The organism is Paracoccus sp. SMMA_5_TC (assembly GCF_009696685.2).
Taxonomy (GTDB): Bacteria; Pseudomonadota; Alphaproteobacteria; order Rhodobacterales; family Rhodobacteraceae; genus Paracoccus.
On sequence record NZ_CP102355.1, the window covers coordinates 2088024 to 2104840 of the forward strand.

15 protein-coding genes are annotated in these 16817 nt (G+C 66.1%); 11 read left to right on the plus strand and 4 right to left on the minus strand.

The annotated features are described in order from the left end of the window. Positions 1-7 precede the first annotated feature (7 nt). The 5 genes from GB880_RS10885 (at position 8) to GB880_RS10905 (ending at position 5412) form a co-directional block, all read left to right on the plus strand. Positions 8-778 carry a LamB/YcsF family protein gene (locus GB880_RS10885; protein WP_154491677.1) on the plus strand — a complete coding sequence of 257 codons (771 nt, stop codon included), beginning with the start codon at positions 8-10 and terminating at the stop codon, positions 776-778. Beyond that, positions 778-1560 (plus strand): putative hydro-lyase, encoded by a 783-nt coding sequence (locus GB880_RS10890; protein ID WP_154491674.1) that lies wholly within the window; start codon positions 778-780, stop codon positions 1558-1560. Before GB880_RS10885 ends, GB880_RS10890 begins: the two co-directional genes overlap by 1 nt. Beyond that, positions 1557-3104: an urea amidolyase family protein gene (locus tag GB880_RS10895; RefSeq protein WP_229774304.1), complete on the plus strand. Its 1548-nt coding sequence runs from the start codon at positions 1557-1559 to the stop codon at positions 3102-3104. The genes GB880_RS10890 and GB880_RS10895 overlap by 4 nt, the downstream gene beginning before the upstream one ends. Further along, positions 3101-4888 carry an acetyl/propionyl/methylcrotonyl-CoA carboxylase subunit alpha gene (locus GB880_RS10900; RefSeq protein ID WP_229774303.1) on the plus strand — a complete coding sequence of 596 codons (1788 nt, stop codon included), beginning with the start codon at positions 3101-3103 and terminating at the stop codon, positions 4886-4888. Before GB880_RS10895 ends, GB880_RS10900 begins: the two co-directional genes overlap by 4 nt. 83 nt (positions 4889-4971) lie before the next feature. Further along, positions 4972-5412 (plus strand): hypothetical protein, encoded by a 441-nt coding sequence (locus GB880_RS10905; RefSeq protein ID WP_154491671.1) that lies wholly within the window; start codon positions 4972-4974, stop codon positions 5410-5412. 23 nt (positions 5413-5435) lie between these two features. Here the strand turns inward: GB880_RS10905 and GB880_RS10910 are convergent, their stop codons facing one another. Genes GB880_RS10910 through GB880_RS10920 form a run of 3 tightly spaced genes read right to left on the minus strand, consistent with a single transcriptional unit; the run spans position 5436 to position 8136 of the window. Continuing rightward, complete coding sequence (locus GB880_RS10910) at positions 5436-6041, minus strand: dual specificity protein phosphatase family protein (RefSeq protein ID WP_154491668.1); 606 nt, start codon at positions 6039-6041, stop codon at positions 5436-5438. Between the two features lie 24 nt (positions 6042-6065). Continuing rightward, positions 6066-7460 carry a sensor histidine kinase gene (locus tag GB880_RS10915; protein ID WP_229774302.1) on the minus strand — a complete coding sequence of 465 codons (1395 nt, stop codon included), beginning with the start codon at positions 7458-7460 and terminating at the stop codon, positions 6066-6068. Between the two features lie 4 nt (positions 7461-7464). Further along, positions 7465-8136: a response regulator gene (locus tag GB880_RS10920; protein WP_154491665.1), complete on the minus strand. Its 672-nt coding sequence runs from the start codon at positions 8134-8136 to the stop codon at positions 7465-7467. Positions 8137-8450: 314 nt separating this feature from the next. Here GB880_RS10920 and GB880_RS10925 point away from each other — a divergent pair, with 314 nt between their 5' ends. Then, a complete protein-coding gene (locus tag GB880_RS10925) occupies positions 8451-9590 on the plus strand; it encodes a Do family serine endopeptidase (protein WP_154491662.1) in 1140 nt (379 codons plus the stop codon). 34 nt (positions 9591-9624) lie between these two features. Here the strand turns inward: GB880_RS10925 and GB880_RS10930 are convergent, their stop codons facing one another. Beyond that, the gene (locus GB880_RS10930; RefSeq protein ID WP_154491659.1) at positions 9625-10242 is read right to left on the minus strand and encodes a DUF1345 domain-containing protein; all 618 of its coding nucleotides are present in this window, start codon (positions 10240-10242) and stop codon (positions 9625-9627) included. Positions 10243-10733: 491 nt separating this feature from the next. Between GB880_RS10930 and GB880_RS10935 the strand changes: the two genes are divergently transcribed. From GB880_RS10935 to GB880_RS10955, 5 genes are all read left to right on the plus strand, one after another. Further along, positions 10734-11876: a patatin-like phospholipase family protein gene (locus GB880_RS10935; protein WP_229774301.1), complete on the plus strand. Its 1143-nt coding sequence runs from the start codon at positions 10734-10736 to the stop codon at positions 11874-11876. A 61-nt stretch (positions 11877-11937) separates the two neighbouring features. Then, complete coding sequence (locus GB880_RS10940; RefSeq protein WP_154491656.1) at positions 11938-12720, plus strand: 3-hydroxybutyrate dehydrogenase; 783 nt, start codon at positions 11938-11940, stop codon at positions 12718-12720. A 102-nt stretch (positions 12721-12822) separates the two neighbouring features. Continuing rightward, positions 12823-14094 carry an NAD(P)/FAD-dependent oxidoreductase gene (locus GB880_RS10945; protein ID WP_154491653.1) on the plus strand — a complete coding sequence of 424 codons (1272 nt, stop codon included), beginning with the start codon at positions 12823-12825 and terminating at the stop codon, positions 14092-14094. Between the two features lie 140 nt (positions 14095-14234). Continuing rightward, positions 14235-15236 carry an HlyD family secretion protein gene (locus GB880_RS10950; RefSeq protein ID WP_154550493.1) on the plus strand — a complete coding sequence of 334 codons (1002 nt, stop codon included), beginning with the start codon at positions 14235-14237 and terminating at the stop codon, positions 15234-15236. Next, positions 15233-16774, plus strand: a complete 1542-nt coding sequence (locus GB880_RS10955) for a DHA2 family efflux MFS transporter permease subunit (RefSeq protein WP_154493967.1) — start codon at positions 15233-15235, stop codon at positions 16772-16774. The genes GB880_RS10950 and GB880_RS10955 overlap by 4 nt, the downstream gene beginning before the upstream one ends. Positions 16775-16817 lie beyond the last annotated feature (43 nt).

Sequence of the window (16817 nt, forward strand, 5' to 3'; positions counted from 1 at the left end):
GCTTGTGATGACCGGCACCATCGATCTTAACAGCGATCTGGGCGAGGGCTATGGCGCGTGGCGCATGGGCGATGATGCGGCCATGCTGGAGATCGTCAGTTCGGCCAATATCGCCTGTGGCTTTCATGCAGGCGATCCGCTGACGATCCGCCAGACGGTGGTGCAGGCGGCCGCCCGCAGCGTGGCGATCGGGGCGCATGTGTCCTATCCTGATCGTGTGGGCTTCGGGCGCCGCCCGATGGATGTAAGCCCCGCAGAGCTGACCGCCGATGTCATCTATCAGATCGGGGCATTGCAGGGCATCGCCCGGGCGGCGGGCACCCGCGTCAGCTATGTCAAGCCGCATGGCGCGCTTTACAACACGATTGCCCATGATCCCCGCCAGGCTGATGCGGTGATCGCGGCGATCCGCGAAATCGATCCTGCGCTGGCCCTGATGGGGTTGGCGGGAAGCCCCATCCTGTCCCGCGCGGCCGATGCGGGTCTTGACACCGTTGCCGAGGCATTTGCCGACCGCGCCTATGCGCCTGACGGCCAGCTTGTGTCCCGTCGCGAAAGGGGCGCGGTGCTGCACGATCCCGATGCGGTCGCGGCGCGGATGCTGCGCCTGGCCAGCGATGGCGTGATCGATGCCATCGACGGCACCCGGTTGCACCTGCGGGCCGACAGCATCTGCGTGCATGGCGACAGCCCCGGCGCGGTCGGGATGGCGCGTCGGATCCGCGAGGTGCTGGTCGCGGGCGGCGTCGGCATTTCAGCCTTTGCACGGGGACAGTGATGCGCCCAGACCTGAAAATCGCCCGCGACGCCCGCGCCGAATGTCGCAACCATGTCACGCCGACGGCCGGGATGGCGCCCGGGTTTACCCAATGCAACCTGATCGCATTGCCGCGCGACTGGGCCTGGGACTTTCTGCTGTTTGCGCAGCGCAATCCGCGGCCTTGCCCTGTGCTGGACGTGACTGACCCCGGCAACCCACGCACGGAGCTGGCCCCCGACGCGGACCTGCGCCGCGACATACCGCTTTATCGCATCTGGCGGGACGGGATACTGGTCGACGAGGTTGCGGATGCCACGCAGGCCTGGGCCGAGGTGCCGGATCTTGTGGCGTTTCTGATCGGATGCTCCTTTACCTTCGAGACCCCGCTGCAAGCGGCGGGTATCGGCATCCGTCACATCGATCAGGGGTGCAACGTGCCCATGTATGTCACGAACCGGCCCTGTCGATCGGCCGGTCGCCTGCACGGTCCGATGGTCGTGTCGATGCGGCCCATTCCCGCAGATCGTGTGGCCGAGGCGGCGATGATCTCGGGGCGGTTTCCGGCAGTCCATGGGGCGCCCGTCCATGTCGGCGCACCGGAAGCCCTGGGCATAGCCGATCTGGGGCGGCCGGATTTCGGTGATCCGGTTGAACTTCGCCCTGGCGAGCTGCCGGTGTTCTGGGCATGCGGGGTGACGCCGCAGGCGGCACTGATGGCCTCGCGTCCGCCCTTTGCCATCACCCATGCGCCCGGGCACATGTTCATAACCGATGTTCCCGACAGCCGGTGGCAGCTATGACCATGCGTTTCCTTCCTGCTGGTCCGCGCAGCCTTCTGGTCGAACTGGACGATCTGGACGCGACACTGGCCATGTTCGATGCGCTGCGCGCCGATCCGGTCGAGGGTGTGGTCGAAATCATTCCGGCGGCGCGCACCCTGTTGATCCGCACGGCAATCGGAGTCCCGGCCGACGGCCGCCTGGCCGCCGAGATCGCGGCACGCCAGTCCATGGCCACCCGGCCACGCATGGTCCGGGAAATCGAGACCATCGAGATACCGATGGTCTATGACGGAGCCGATCTGGCCGATGTTGCTGCCCATATGGGGATGTCAGTCACCGAGGTGATCGACGCCCATCAGTCCGCGACATGGAGCGTGGCATTTTGTGGCTTTGCCCCCGGATTTGCCTACATGACCTGCGACGATCCACGTTTCGATCTGCCGCGCCGTTCCTCGCCCCGGACAAGGATCCCGGCCGGATCGGTGGCTCTGGCGGCGCGGTTCTGCGGGATATATCCACAAGACACGCCCGGAGGCTGGCAGCTGATCGGAACCACGCGCGTTCCGATGTGGGATCTGTCACGCGACCCGCCGGCGCTGCTGCGCCCGGGCATCCGGGCGCGATTTGTCGAAGGACGCGCCACGGTGCGCCCGGCCGCTGCGATCCCCCGCTCGCAGGGCGATCCGGCGCTGACAGTGCTGCAAACGGCTTTCCCCATCCTGTTTCAGGACGAAGGCCGTCCGGGGCAGGGCGGTCAGGGTGTTTCCGTTTCCGGGGCGCTTGATACGGCGGCGATGCGTCGGGCGAATCGTGCGGTGGGCAACCGCGCGGATGCGCCGGTGCTGGAAATCACCCTGGGTCCGGTGCGCCTGCGCGCCGATGCCCCGGTCACGCTGGCCCTGACCGGCGCTGGCCGGGCACGTGTTGCGGGCCAACAGATGCCCACCACATTCGCACTGGATGCCGGCGATGAACTGTTCATCGCGCCACCCCAGGCGGGGATGCGCAGCTATCTGGCGATCCGTGGCGGCTATGCCGTCGGCGCCGTGCTGGGATCGGCCGCCACCGATACGCTGGCGCATGTCGGCCCTGCGGCGCTGACCGATGGCGCCACCCTGCACCTTGCGAACCATCCGGCACTGGCCGTCGCCGAGCCGGTCGAGGAACCTGCGCTGCCCCGCTCCGGTGACGTCGTGGAACTGCCCGTCACCCTGGGGCCCCGCGCAGACTGGTTCAGTCCGCAGATGATCGCGCATTTACTCGCGCAGGAATGGCTGGTGACGGCCCAGTCCTCGCGCGTGGGCATCCGCCTGCAGGGTGAACCGATCACGCGCGAGGATACGCGCGAACTGCCTTCCGAAGGCACGGAAACCGGCGCAATCCAGATCCCACATTCGGGCCAGCCGGTGCTGTTTCTGGCCGATCACCCCCTGACCGGCGGTTATCCGGTGATCGCGACATTGTCCCCGCGCGCCTTGGACCTGGCCGGGCAGATCCCGCCCGGGGCCCGCATCCGCTTTACCGCCGACGCCCCCTTTCAAGAGATCAAGGTCCAGCCATGACCCTTTTTGCCTCTGAACCCACGCTTGTGTTGAACCGCCTGCTGATCGCCAATCGCGGCGAGATCGCTGTCCGTATCATTCGCGCTTGCCGCGACGAAGGCATCGAAACGGTGGCGGTCTATGCCGATTCCGACCGCGACGCGCCTTTCGTGCGCATGGCCGACCAGGCCTATGCGCTGGGCGGCGATCGGCCGGCCGACACCTATCTTGACGCCGATCGCATCATCGCCATCGCGCGACGCGCGGGCGCGGATGCCATTCACCCAGGTTATGGTTTCCTGTCCGAGAACGCGGCTTTCGCGCAGGCGGTCCAGGATGCAGGCCTGATCTGGATCGGTCCCGATCCCGCGGTCATCACCGCCCTTGGCGACAAGATCGAGGCGCGGCGCATCGCCGAGGCGGTCGGTGCGCCTTTGGTCGCGGGCACCCCCGGCCCGGTCTCCGGCGCGGCCGAGGCGCTGGCATTCGCCCGCGAACACGGCCTGCCCATCGCCATCAAGGCCGCCTTTGGCGGCGGTGGTCGCGGCATGAAGGTTGCCTGGCGTCTGGACGAGGTCGAAGAGCTCTTCGAATCCGCCACGCGCGAGGCACTGACCGCATTCGGTCGCGGCGAATGTTTCATCGAACAGTTCCTTGACCGACCCCGCCATATAGAGGCCCAGGTGCTGGCCGACCGCCACGGCACCGTCAAGGTGATCGGCACGCGCGATTGTTCATTGCAACGTCGCAACCAGAAGCTGGTCGAGGAAGCGCCGGCGCCCTTCCTGACCGACGAACAGCGCCAGCGCATCCACGAAAGCGCCCGCGCCATCTGTGCCCATGCCGGCTACAGCGGGGCGGGCACGGTCGAATACCTGCTTTCCGCCAATGGCACGATTTCGTTTCTCGAGGTGAACACGCGCCTTCAGGTCGAACATCCGGTGACCGAGGAAAACACCGGCATCGACCTGGTGCGCGGCATGATCGCCGTGGCACGCGGCGCGCGGCTGGCCGACGACGGCGTGCCCGCCCCGCGCGGTCACGCGATCGAGTTCCGCATCAATGCCGAGGATGTCGGGCGCGGTTTCCTGCCCACGCCGGGGCCGGTTTCGTCTTTCGAACCGCCTACGGGGCCGGGCGTCCGGTTGGACAGCGGTGTCGTTTCGGGGTCGGTCATTCCAGGCAGCTTCGATTCGATGATGGCCAAGCTGATCGTGACCGGGGCCACCCGGGCCGAGGCCATCGCCCGCGCCCGTCGCGCCCTGGCCGAATTCCGCATCGAAGGTGTCGCCTCGGTGCTGCCGTTCCATCGGGCAGTGCTGGACGCGCCCGAGTTTCGCGCCGAGGACGGCGACTTCGGCGTCCATACCCGCTGGATCGAGACCGATTTTGCCGAACGGCTGGCTGCGGCGGTTGCGCCCCATGATCGGGTGACACCCGCGACCGTTGCGCCGTTGTTGCAGATCGCCATCGAAATCGACGGCAAGCGTCACCAGCTGGGGTTGCCCGCCGGCATGCTGGCGGCGGCGACCGCCGGCGGTGGGGGCGAAGTATCCTTCGGCACAGATGGCACGGGGGAGGGCGACGATGCCCTGCTGACCGCGCCGGTTCCGGGCACGCTGACCGCCTGGCAGGTCGATGACGGCGATCGCGTCGAACCCGGGCAGGTCATCGCCGTCATCGAGGCGATGAAGATGGAAACCCGAATCGAGGCGCACCGCGCCGGTCGTCTGCACCGCCTCGCCGATGCCGGGGCGACACTGGGTTATGGCGCCCCGATTGCCAGGATCGAACCCGAAGCATAGGGCGCTGCGCGCGTGACGCTTGTCCGTGGGGCCGGGCTGGGGCAGGGTGGCTATGTCTCACACTGGTCCTGACGGAGGCCGCCATGATACGCCTTGCCCTGATCTGTTGCCTGTGCGCCCTGACAGCACCGGCCCTGGCCGCCCCCTTGCAGCAGCAAGCCGAGGATCCACAGGCCACCGCAGTCGCCGAAGCCGCCTTTGCCGCCGATCTGGCCGAGGCGCAGAAGGTCGGCTCGTTGACGCAGGTTCAGGGCTGGTCCGTCGATCTGGACGGCGACGGGGCTGCCGAGGTGGTTGGTCATATCTACAGCCTGTTCCTGTGCGGGAATTTCAACTGCACCTTCGTGCTTCAATCCGATGGTCAGGGCGGCATGCGTCAGCTGCTGTTCAGTCAGGGCATGGATGCGGTAGAGGTGCTGGACAGCCGGACCGGCGGCTGGCGCGATCTGGCGGTCTGGAGGCCCGACCTGATGGGCGGGCCGGCGACGCTGGTGTGGTCGGGCAGTCAATACGATCTGCGCTAGGCTCGGTCGGCGTCGGCGGGCTGTCAGCCGGCCTTTGAAAACAGGGCGGCGAGGGGCCTGCCGTCCTCGATCCCCCACCAGGCTTCCATCTGTTCCCAACTGGTATCCATGGGCCAGGCCGCCGACAGCAACGGCACCGAGAAATGGCCAAAACGCAGCGACAGCTGGCCTTCGGCGGTTTCCTCGTCGATCCGCGCCACCATGGCCTGATAGATGACCGATGCCAGCCCGGTGCGATCGGCACCCGACATGCAATGGATCAGCAGCGGCTTCGGGGCCTGCTGCATTGCCGCCAGCAACGCCTCGGCCTGGTCGCGGCTCAGTTCGCGGCTGGCCGAAAGCGGGAAATCGATCAGCGTCAGACCCAAATCGCGTGCGGCCCTGCGTTCGGCCTGATACCAGTCCGCCCCCGGGTTTTCGCCGCGCAGGTTCAGCACCGCGCGGATGCCGTGATCGCGCACATATGCCGCCAGCCGATCCGGGGTTGGCTGGTTCGAGCGATAGACCTCGCCTTCGACGACGGTGGCGAAGTTACCGGTCGATTGCCGCCAGGCCAGATAGCCCGCCAGCGACAGAACCGTGACAAGAACAAGGACAAACAGGCGTTTCGGGCGAAGAATTCGGGCCATCGAGAGGTTCCGGGGGCAACAGGGTCAGGCGACCGTTTCGGGGAAGGATAGCGTGGCGCGCAAGCCAGGGGCATTGTCGGAAAGCGTCAGATCGGCGCCATGTGCCTCGGCAATGGCGGCGACCATCGCCAGGCCAAGACCATGGCCGGGCGTCGTGCGCGAACGTTCCAGCCGATAAAGCCGGCGCAGCACCCTTTGGTGCTCGTCTGCGGGAATTCCGGGGCCATTGTCGGCAACGACCAGGTCGACCCTGCCCGAATGGCGCGACAGCGACAGCGTGATCGTCGCGCCGGGCGGGCAGTGACGCAGCGCGTTTTCGATCAGATTTGCCAGCGCTTGCCCGATCAGTGTGCGATCGCCATTGACCGTCAATGCGGCTGTCGGCACAGGCGCCAGATGCAGGCGATGCCCGCTATCTTCGGCCGCAGGCTCATAGATTTCGGCGAAGGTGCGGGCGACTTCTGCCAGGTCGACTGGGGCAAAGCGTGCCTTGGGGCTGCCGCCCTCGATCTGCGCGATCTGCAGCAAGGATTGAAAGACCGCAACCGCACGATCTGCCTCGTCTGCGGCGCGGGCGGCCAGGTCCGCTTCGACGCCCTGCTCGGGCAAGCGGTCGCGCAGGTCGGCCAGCAGCACCGCCATGCGCTGCACGGGCGTTTTCAGATCATGCGCGATATCGGCCGAAACCTGCCGCAAGGCGGCGGTCGCGGCCTCTTGCGCGGCGGCCATGCGGTCTATGCCTGCGCCGATACGGGACAGATCGTCGCCGCGGTCGCGGTCGCGCACCCGCGCGGTCAGATCGCCCGAGGCCATGCGTTCCAGCGCGGTTTCGATGCGTCCGACCCTGCGGGCAGAGGCCGCCGCCAGCCAGACACCTGCCGCCAGCGACAGCAGCACCGTCGGTGCCAGACTGAAGGCGACCAGATCAACCAGTGTTTCCTCAAGATCCTTAAGGGGGGCCAGGCTTTCGCCAATGACCAGCAAGCCGCCTGCCATGGGCACCACGCGGGTTTCATAGCCGTCCACGCCCAGTTCACGGCCGCCCTCTGGTCGCGACAGCCGAACCTCGGTGCCGATGATCTGAGCCCTGGCGTTGCCGACCGTCGCGGCACCGGGTGCTATGAACACGAATATCCGATCCTGGGGATCGGCCGCCGCAGCCTCGGCCGCGACCAGTGCCGCCAGGGTCCGCGCGTCCGAGGTGACACGAAAGCCGGCGACATGCTGGTCGAGGCTGGCGGCGATCTGGCTGGTCAGGTTGCTGCGGATTTGAGCAAAGGCCACGCCCAATGTCACCATGCTGACCATGGAAAACAGCGCCACCAATCCCAGCGCCAGCCGCACCGGGGTCGATCGCAACAATCGCCAGGGATGGTCAAGCGCAGGGCGGCGGGTGGCGGGCGCAGGCGGCGTGGTCAACAGATCAGCCCTCGATCCTGTATCCGGCACCGCGCACGGTTTTCAGCAATTCGCGCTCGAAAGGCTTGTCGATCTTGGACCGCAGGCGGCTGATATGGGTTTCGACGACATTGGTCTGGGGATCGAAGCTGATGTCCCAGACCGCCTCCAGCAGCATGGTGCGGGTCTGCACCCGGCCCTTGCGGCGCAACAGATGTTCCAGCAGCGCGAATTCGCGCGGCAGCAGGTCGATCTCGACCCCCGCGCGGGTGACTTTGCGCCGGATAAGGTCCATTGTCAGATCGCCCGCGGTCAGCACGGTTTCCTGCTGGGCGGCCTGCGGCCGACGCGCCAGCGCCTGGATGCGCGCGGACAGTTCACCGAAGGCAAAGGGCTTGACCAGGTAGTCGTCGCCCCCCGCCTGCAAGCCCTCGATCCGGTCGTCCACCCCGCCGACAGCGGTCAAAAAGATGGCAGGTGTGCTGATCTTGGCCGCGCGCAGCGCCTTCAGCAACGACAGACCGTCAAGCCCGGGCAGCATCCGATCCACGACCATCACGTCATAGCCACCCGCCATCGCCTGGGCCAGCGCCTCGCGGCCGTCGGCCAGATGATCGACGACATGACCTTCCTGCCTGAGCCCATTGACGATGTAATCGGCGGTGGTGCGGTCGTCCTCGATAATCAGCAGCTTCATCAAAGCGGTCCTGTTGGGGCATGGCCCTGGGCGATGCGATTTCGGACCCGTTGCGCCGGATGCGGACAATATCCGATCATCGCCAGGGTGCGAGCGGTTGCAACCTGTGCCTTCGGATAAGGGGGTCACACGACAGGCTGCTGACTGCAAGCTTACAAATCCGCAATCTCTGAGCCGTCATCGCCTGTGAGCAGGCTGTGAGAAAGTTTGCGCATCTGCAATCTGCACGTGGTCTGACTGCAAGAAATCGCCCCGATCTTGGCGGCATTGCAGGCCTGGCACCGATACGCCAGCGCCCGAATCAGGAGAAGCGAATGAAGAACCAGTTCAGACCCCGCCGTTGGCCGGCAGTCGTTCTTGGCGTCACAATGACCGCCGCCGCCCTTGGCACACTGGCGCCGCCAATCACCTCTGCCCAGGCCTATTCGGTGCAGCCCGGGGGGTATGCGCAGCTTGTCAGCCGGGTATCTCCGGCCGTTGTCTATATCGAGGTGACCAAGACCGCTGAGCCGGCGGCGATGAAACCGGCCGACCTTCCGCCCGAGTTTCAGGAATTTGCCCGCCGCTTCGGCATGCCCTTGCCTGACCAGCCCTTCGACGCGCCCCGCGGGCAACTGCAGCAGACCGGCGTGGGGACCGGCTTCATCATCTCGGCCCAGGGTGACATCGTGACGAACAACCATGTGGTCGAGGGTGCCGACAAGGTGACTGTCAAGCTGGCAGATGGCACCAGCATGGAAGGCAAGGTGGTGGGCACCGATCCTGCCACCGATCTGGCGCTGGTGCGCGTCTCGGCGGGTCATGACCTGCCGTTCGTGGAATGGGGCGACAGCACAAGCCTGCAGGTGGGGCAGGATGTGGTCGCGATCGGCAATCCCTTCGGTCTGGGCAATACGGTGACCGCCGGGATCGTTTCGGCGCTGGGGCGCGACATCAATTCGGGTCCGTTCGACAATTACATCCAGACCGATGCAGCGATCAATCAGGGCAATTCCGGTGGCCCGCTGTTCGATTCCCAGGGAAAGGTGATGGGCATCAATACCGCGATCTTTTCGCCCAGTGGCGGATCGATCGGCATCGGTTTTGCCGTGCCGGCAGAGACCGCAAGACAGGTGATTGCGGATCTGGCAGATGACGGCAAGGTTGAGCGGGGCTGGCTGGGGGTCTCGATCCAACCAGTGACCGAGGACATTGCCGCGGCCATCGGCATGGAAAAGGCCACAGGCGCGCTGATAGCCGATGTCAGTGCCGATACTCCGGCCGCCAAGGCGGGGCTCAAGCGCGGCGACGTGGTGACTGCGGTGAACGGCACCCCGGTCCAGGGGCCCCGCGACCTGACGCGGATCGTGGCCGGTGCCCGTCCCGACAGCAAGGTCGACCTTGATCTGCTGCGCGCCGGCAAACCCACGAGCATCGTGGTGACGCTGGGCGAGCGTGCGGCGCAGCCGGCCTGACCTCGCCGCCGAAGCATACGCCGGCTCTCGGGTGTCACAGGACGCCCGAGAGAACGTTTATGGTCAGCGCCAGGACGCCCAGGTTGAAAAAGAACGCGAAAAGCCCGTGCAGCGTGACCACGCGGCGAATGCGGCGTGACGAGATGTCAAGATCTGCCGTCTGGCAGGTCATGCCGATGACAAAGGCGAAATAGACGAAATCCGCAAAGACGGGCTTGCCTGCCTCGGGAAAGATGATCCCGCCGGCATCGTCCTGGTCGATCTGGTCATAGAACAGATGCGTGTAGTGATAGGCCAGAACCAGGTTGGAAAACAGCCAGGCCAGCACCAGCGTGCCCGCGACGATGGCGAAATCGGCGGCGCGCAAGTGGTCGCGGCCCTCGATCATGCGGGCCAGGGCCAGCAGGATGACCACCAGCACCGCCGCGGCGGTCACGATCAGTAAAAGCCGCCCCCCATCGTCGCGCGCAGCGCGCGCCCGGGCCCCTTCCGGATGATCGATTGCCCATAACGGGGCAGAGATCAGGATGAATGTCACGGCCGCAAGGTCGAACCCAAGAATTGCCGCCTGTGTCAGGGGCAGGCGCAGCGCGGCAATGCCAGTGGCTGCGGCCAGGATCAGCAGAAAGACGACGAAACGGGGATGGGGCATGGTCGCGGTCGGACTGGAGCGGCTGTCTGCTGATAGCAGGATTTCATGCCGGGCGACAGATGGCCGTGGTGTTCCCGGTCGCTGGCGGGGGATAGCGGTGGTGTTCGCCGATGTGCCGCCGACGAAGTTCTGCGCGTTCACAGCTTCCGGTCACGCATCAGCGCCGTGTGACCGTGTCGCGCCCCTTTCCGGATCCGCACTGCCTTTCCCGCAGGTGGCACCGTGTGATTGCAGATTTGCAATCTGTTCGGCAAGGCGCGGCAATGTGGCCAACCCAGATTGCCGGTAACGGACGGAGCATTCACGATGTCTATGTGCAAAAATCGGTCATGCCTTGCCGTCCCCGGGCATAGAGCTTGCTCTGGCCGCCGATGCGGGGCAGCGGTCATGCCGCTGAAGGTCGTGCAGAGTGGGGCGCTGAAGCCGGCTTGTCGGATCGGCCGGACCCTGCGCCCCAAAAGGCTTGCCGTAAGCACCGAATGGACATTGCAATGCGATCGACTGGCGCTGCGGGCTGGCGCGACATGACGGGCGTGCGCACACATCGAACGGCTTTTGTCCTGCAGGGGGGTGGGGCGCTGGGCGCCTATCAGGCTGGTGCGGTCTGCCGTTTGCAACAGAATGGCATCCTTCCCGATCAGGTTGCAGGCATTTCCATCGGCGCAATCAATGCTGCGTTGATCGCCGGAAACCCGCCGGGTTCGCGGGCTCGGGCGCTGGAAACCTTCTGGCATCGGGTCAGCGCCGCAGATCCATGGCCCTTATGGCCGCAGATCGGGGCAATGATGGCCCTGTCGGCCGGAGTGCCCGGTTTCTTCACGCCGCGCTGGCCACCTGCCGCCCTGGACACGACCGGTCAGCCCGCTCACGCCGGGTTCTATGATGCGACACCGCTGCGGCGGACGTTGTGCGAACTGGTCGATTTCGATCTGCTGAACCGCGGTCCGCTGCGGCTGGTGGTCGGTGCCGTCAATGCTGGAACGGGCAATTTCGTCTGGTTCGATAGCGTCGAGCAGACCATCGGCCCGGAACACGTGATGGCCTCGGGCGCGCTGCCGCCGGGATTTCCCCCGGTCGAGATCGACGGCCAGTATTACTGGGATGGCGGCCTTGTGATGAATACGCCCTTGTCGCGTCTGATAGAGGCGCGCCCCGATTCCCGACCGCTTGTCGTCTGGCAGATCGACCTTTTTTCGGCAAAAGGGCCGGTGCCGCGGTCGGTCTGGATGGTCGAGGCGCGCGAGAAGGACATTCGCTTTTCCAGCCGCACCCGAGCGGTGACCGAGCGTATGCAGCTGGAACATGCACTGGCATCGGCGCTGCACCGGCATGCAGGGGAATTGCCGGACGAACTTGTTCGCGACCCTGCCGTGGCACGGTTGCTCAAACCGCAGGCGCGCGCGCCGCTGACGCTGATCCATCTGATCTATCGCGCCAAACCATACGAGACGAACGCCCGCGATTACGACTTTTCCCGGGCGATGATGCGTCTGCATTGGGCGGCCGGAGAGGCGGATGTGGTGCAAAGCCTCGATCATCCGAGGCTGGCCAAACACGATCCAGCCGCGCCGGGGATGCATGTGCTTGATCTGGCCGACGCGCAGGCCGGGTCAACCTTGTCGGGCCCTGAGTGACCTTCCGGGCCGGTCAGTCGACACTCTGATCGCATCACAATCATGGTAAAGGAGCATTGAAATGGACCTGAATGGCAAATCCTGCATCGTCACAGGCGCGGCCAGCGGCATCGGTCGGGCGATTGCCGAAAGATATGTGCGCGCGGGGGCACAGGTCGCCATAGCCGACCTGAAGCAGCAGGCCGCCGATGCTGTTGCGGCCGAGCTGACGGCCATGGGACCGGGCCGCGCCATCGGGGTTGCCATGGACGTGACCGACGAGGAGCAGGTGAATGCCGGCGTGGCAAAGGTCGTGACAGCCTTTGGCGGTGTCGACGTGCTGGTCTCGAACGCGGGCATCCAGATCGTCCACCCGGTCGAGGAATTTCCGTTCTCTGACTGGAAAAAACTGCTGGCGATCCACCTCGACGGCGCCTTCCTGACCTCGAAAGCGTGCATCCCGCATATGAAAGCCGCGGGTGGCGGGGCCATCGTTTTCATGGGCTCGGTCCATTCGCGCGAGGCATCGCCCCTGAAATCGGCCTATGTCACCGCCAAGCACGGGCTTCTGGGCCTTGCCCGCGTAATTGCCAAGGAAGGCGGCGCGCATGGCATTCGTGCCAATGTGATCTGCCCCGGCTTCGTGCGCACGCCCCTGGTGGAAAAGCAGATCCCCGAACAGGCCGCCGAACTTGGCATTTCAGAAAAGGAGGTGATCGAGCGGGTGATGCTGGGCGAGACGGTCGACAAGCAATTCACTACGGTCGAGGACGTGGCCGAGGTGGCCTTCGTCTTTGCGGCCTTCCCGACCAATGCGCTGACCGGGCAGGCGCTGAACGTCAGCCACGGCTGGAACATGGCCTGACGCCCGGAACCCAAATGCCGGCGCGCGCCTTGTCCGCATGATGCGCGCGTCATGTTACAGCCTGAGACCCGCGATGCCGGGACGCCAGAGATGGAGATTGCGATGACCGGAAAACCCCATGTCCTGATCCTCGGCGGGAATTTCGCCGGGCTCGGGGCGGCGCAGAAGATCCGCGACCATGCGAAGGACTCGGTGGATATCACCGTGGTGGACCGCAAGGCCTATCTGGACTACATCCCCAACATTCCGCTGGAGATTTTCGAGGGCCGCGATCCGGCCGTGACCATGCACATGCCGCTGGTCGAGGCGCTGGCCCGCGACCAGGTCCGCTTTCAGCAGGCCGAGGTGCTGGGCCTTGATCTCGATGCCCGCCAGGTGCGGGTGCGCCCCGCCGAACGCCCCGGCGCGCCGGAATACCGGCTGGACTACGATTATGTGGTGATCGCGCTGGGGGCGCGGCTGGCCTATGACGAGATCGAGGGCTTTGCCGAACACGGCCATACCGTGTCGGACGCCTTCCACGCCAACCGGCTGATCGACTACCTGACGCATCACTACAAGGGCGGGCCGATCGCCGTGGGCTCGCAGCGGTTCGAGCAGGGGACGAAGGGCCGCCCCGACTGGCTGCCGACCGCGCTGGCCGCCTGCGAGGGCCCGCCCGTGGAGGTGTCGCTGGCGCTGGCCCACTGGCTGGAGGCCCACGGCAAGGGTGGCGCGAAGAACATCACCATCTTCACCCCCGCGAAGCTGATTGCCGAGGACGCGGGCGAAAAGGTCGTGGCGCAGCTTCTGGACGCGGCCGGAAAGATGGGCTTTGGCTACATGAACGAGACGCAAGGCATCCGCCGCCTGACCGCCGAGGGGATCGAGTTCCTGGACGGCCGGACGTTGAAGGCCGAGGTCAAGATCGTGTTCCCGAACTGGAAGCCGCACGACTTCCTGAGCGGGCTGCCGATCTGCGACGAGGTGGGCTTTGTCATTACCGACATGCGGATGCGCAACCCCGACCGCCCCGAGGTGTTTGCCTGTGGCGACGCCGCGGCGCTGACGGTGCCGAAGCTCGGCGCCATCGGGCATCAGGAATGCGAGATTGTCGGGCGGCAGATCGCCCGGGACCAGGGCATGTTGGATCCCGCCAAGGCCGATGCTCCCTGGATGCCCGAGGTTGTCTGCATCGGCGACATGGGGGGCGGCAAGGCCTTTTACATTCACGCGACAAGCTGGTTCGGCGGCGACATCCAGGAACTGCGCATGGGTCGGTTGCCCTATGCGCAGAAACTGGCCTACAAGGAAATGTTCTTCCGCAACCACGGCCGGGTGCCGAACTGGGGCCTGCCTCTGGCCGAATGGACGGCAGAGCATCTGAACATCTGATCCCTGCCCAGTGATCCTGTGGGCGAGCTGACGCGGCGGCACCAGCCCTGCGACAGGTGCCGCCGCAAGGCAACGGCGGGGACAGGGCCGTCAAGACATCGCCTTCCGCAGGCTGCTGCGCGGCGCAAGAGGAGAACCGGATGAAGTCGGTCAAGCTGTTGTTTCTGTTCGTGGTTCTGGCTTCAGCCGGCTTGTCGCTTGCATGGTGGTGGCACCGCCAGGAACTGCACCCCTCGACCGATGACGCCTATGTGGGGGCCAATGTCCTGACGGTATCCGCCCGCGTCGGGGGGCGTCTGGAAACCGTCGAGATCAAGGAACATGCGCGCGTCAGCAAGGGGCAGGTGCTGTTGCGGCTGCAAGACGACAGCCTGCGCGCTGATCTGCAAGCGGCCGAGGCGGCATTCCAGCAGGCCGCGCAGGGTGCCGGAGCCGCTGCCGCCCAGGTTGCGGCGGCCGAGGCGCAGCTTGCCCAGGCTCAGGCGGCGCTGGATCAGGCGCAGACGGCCTTTGAACGCACCCAGGCGCTGCGGGCGCGGGGCGATGTCGCTCAGGCCGCCATGGATCAGGCGCGCGCTGCCCGTGATGGCGCGCAGGCGGCGCGCGATGCGGCGGCGGCCTCGCTGAAGGCGGCCCAGGATCAGCTGGGGGCGCAGGGTGCGCAGAATGCAGCCGTGCGCGCCGCCATGGCGCGACTTGAGCAGGCGCGTATCGCGCTGGACGATGCAGTGCTGCGCAGCCCGGTCGATGGCTGGGTCGCCAATCTGTCGCTTCGCCCGGGGGCGATGATTTCTGCGGGACAGCCGCTGTTTTCGATAGTCGAGGATGGCAGCTGGTGGGTGGATGCCAATTTCAAGGAAACTGACATTGCCCGGCTGCGTCCCGGACAACCTGCCCAGGTAAGAATAGACATGTATCCGGGGATGATGGCGGCGGGTCGCGTGGAGAGTATCGGCGCGGGATCGGGGGCCGTGTTTTCGCTGCTGCCGCCGCAGAACGCAACCGGCAATTGGGTTAAGGTCACCCAGCGCTTTCCCGTGCGGATCGCGCTGGACACGACAGCATGGAATGCGGATATGCCGTTGCGCGTCGGGGCATCCAGCACCGTCACCGTCGATACGACGGCGGCCCCCACGCCATGAATGCCCCCGCGGCCTCTGCCGACACTGCCGCGCCGCCGGCCGTGCGCTGGACCGTGATACTGGCCGTGGTGCTGACGGCCGTGCTGGAGGTGCTCGACTCGACCATCGTCAACGTGGCGCTGCCGCATATCAAGGCGGCCTTCGGCATCACTTCGGACCAGACGGTCTGGATCCTGACCAGCTATATCGTCGCCTCGGTCGCGGTGATGCCGCTGACCGGGCTTTTCGTGCGGCGTTTCGGGCGGCGGCGGTTGATTACCGGCGCGATCCTGGCCTTTGCCGGGTTCTCGATGCTTTGCGGGCTGGCGCAGAACGTGCAGATGATGGTTGCTTTCCGGCTGGGCCAGGGTCTGGCGGGGGCCTTTCTGATCCCGCTGTCGCAGTCGATCCTGTTCGATGCCTTTCCGAAGGAAAAGCGCGGCCAGGCCATGGCGTTGTTCGGCCTGGGCGTGGTCGTCGCCCCGGTGCTGGGGCCGACGCTGGGGGCGCTCCTGACCGAATATTTCAGCTGGCGCGCGGTGTTCTACGTCAACCTGCCGGTCGCCGCCTTCGCGCTGATGATGATGGCGGGCGAACTACCGAAAGAGGACGTGCGCCGCGTGCATATCGACTGGCTTGGCCTTGCGCTGATGGTCACGGCGATCGGCGCGGTGCAGATGGTGCTGGACCTGGGCGAGACGCGCGACTGGTTCGCAAGCCGCCTGATCCAGGTCGCCGCGCTGGTCGCGCTGTTTGCGGGCACCGTTTTCGTCGCGCGCGGCTGGCGGATGCGGGACGGAATCATCGACTTCGCGCTTCTGCGCGACCGCAGTTTCGCCGCCGCCAACGCGACGATGCTGGGCTTTGGCCTGGCCATGTTCGGCACCATCGCGGTGCTGCCGCTGTTCGTGCAGGGGCTTCTGGGCTATCCGGTGGTGGATGCCGGGTTGCTTTTCATGCCCAGGGGGCTGGCGGCAGGGGCATCGATGGTCCTGACCGGGGCGGTGCTGATGGGCCGCTTCGATCCGCGCGCGCTGCTTGTGCTGGGGCTTTGCGCGCTGGGTTTGGGAAACCTGGGTCTTGCCCGGCTGAACCTTGATGCTGGCTTCTGGGACATTGCGGTGCCGGGGGTCATTTCAGGCGCGGGGATGGGGCTATTCTTCGTGCCGATGTCCACGCTGGCGTTCCAGAACGTCGGGCGCGACAAGCAGGACGAGGCCTCGGGCATCTACGGCGTCGCACGCTCTATCGGGTCGTCGGTGGGCATCGCCGTGGTGGGCTGGCAGGTGGCCACGCGCACCCAGTTTCACTGGAGCGTGCTGGTGCAGGACATCACCCCCTTCCGCCCCGAGGTCTCGGCCTGGCTGGCGCCCCTGGGGCTGACCCCCACCGACCCGGCGGCGGCCGCGCAATTGTCGGGCCTGATCGCCCGGCAGGCGCAGATGCTTGCCTTTCAGGATGCTTTCGCGCTGACCGGCTGGGCGGCCTTCGCCATGCTGCCCTTCGTGGCGCTGATGCAGAAGCCCAAGGCGGGCGCCAGGGCGGGAATGGCACATTGAGCGCGGGGGCATGACCTCCTCGCAAGGTGCCTTCGGCCCCCGC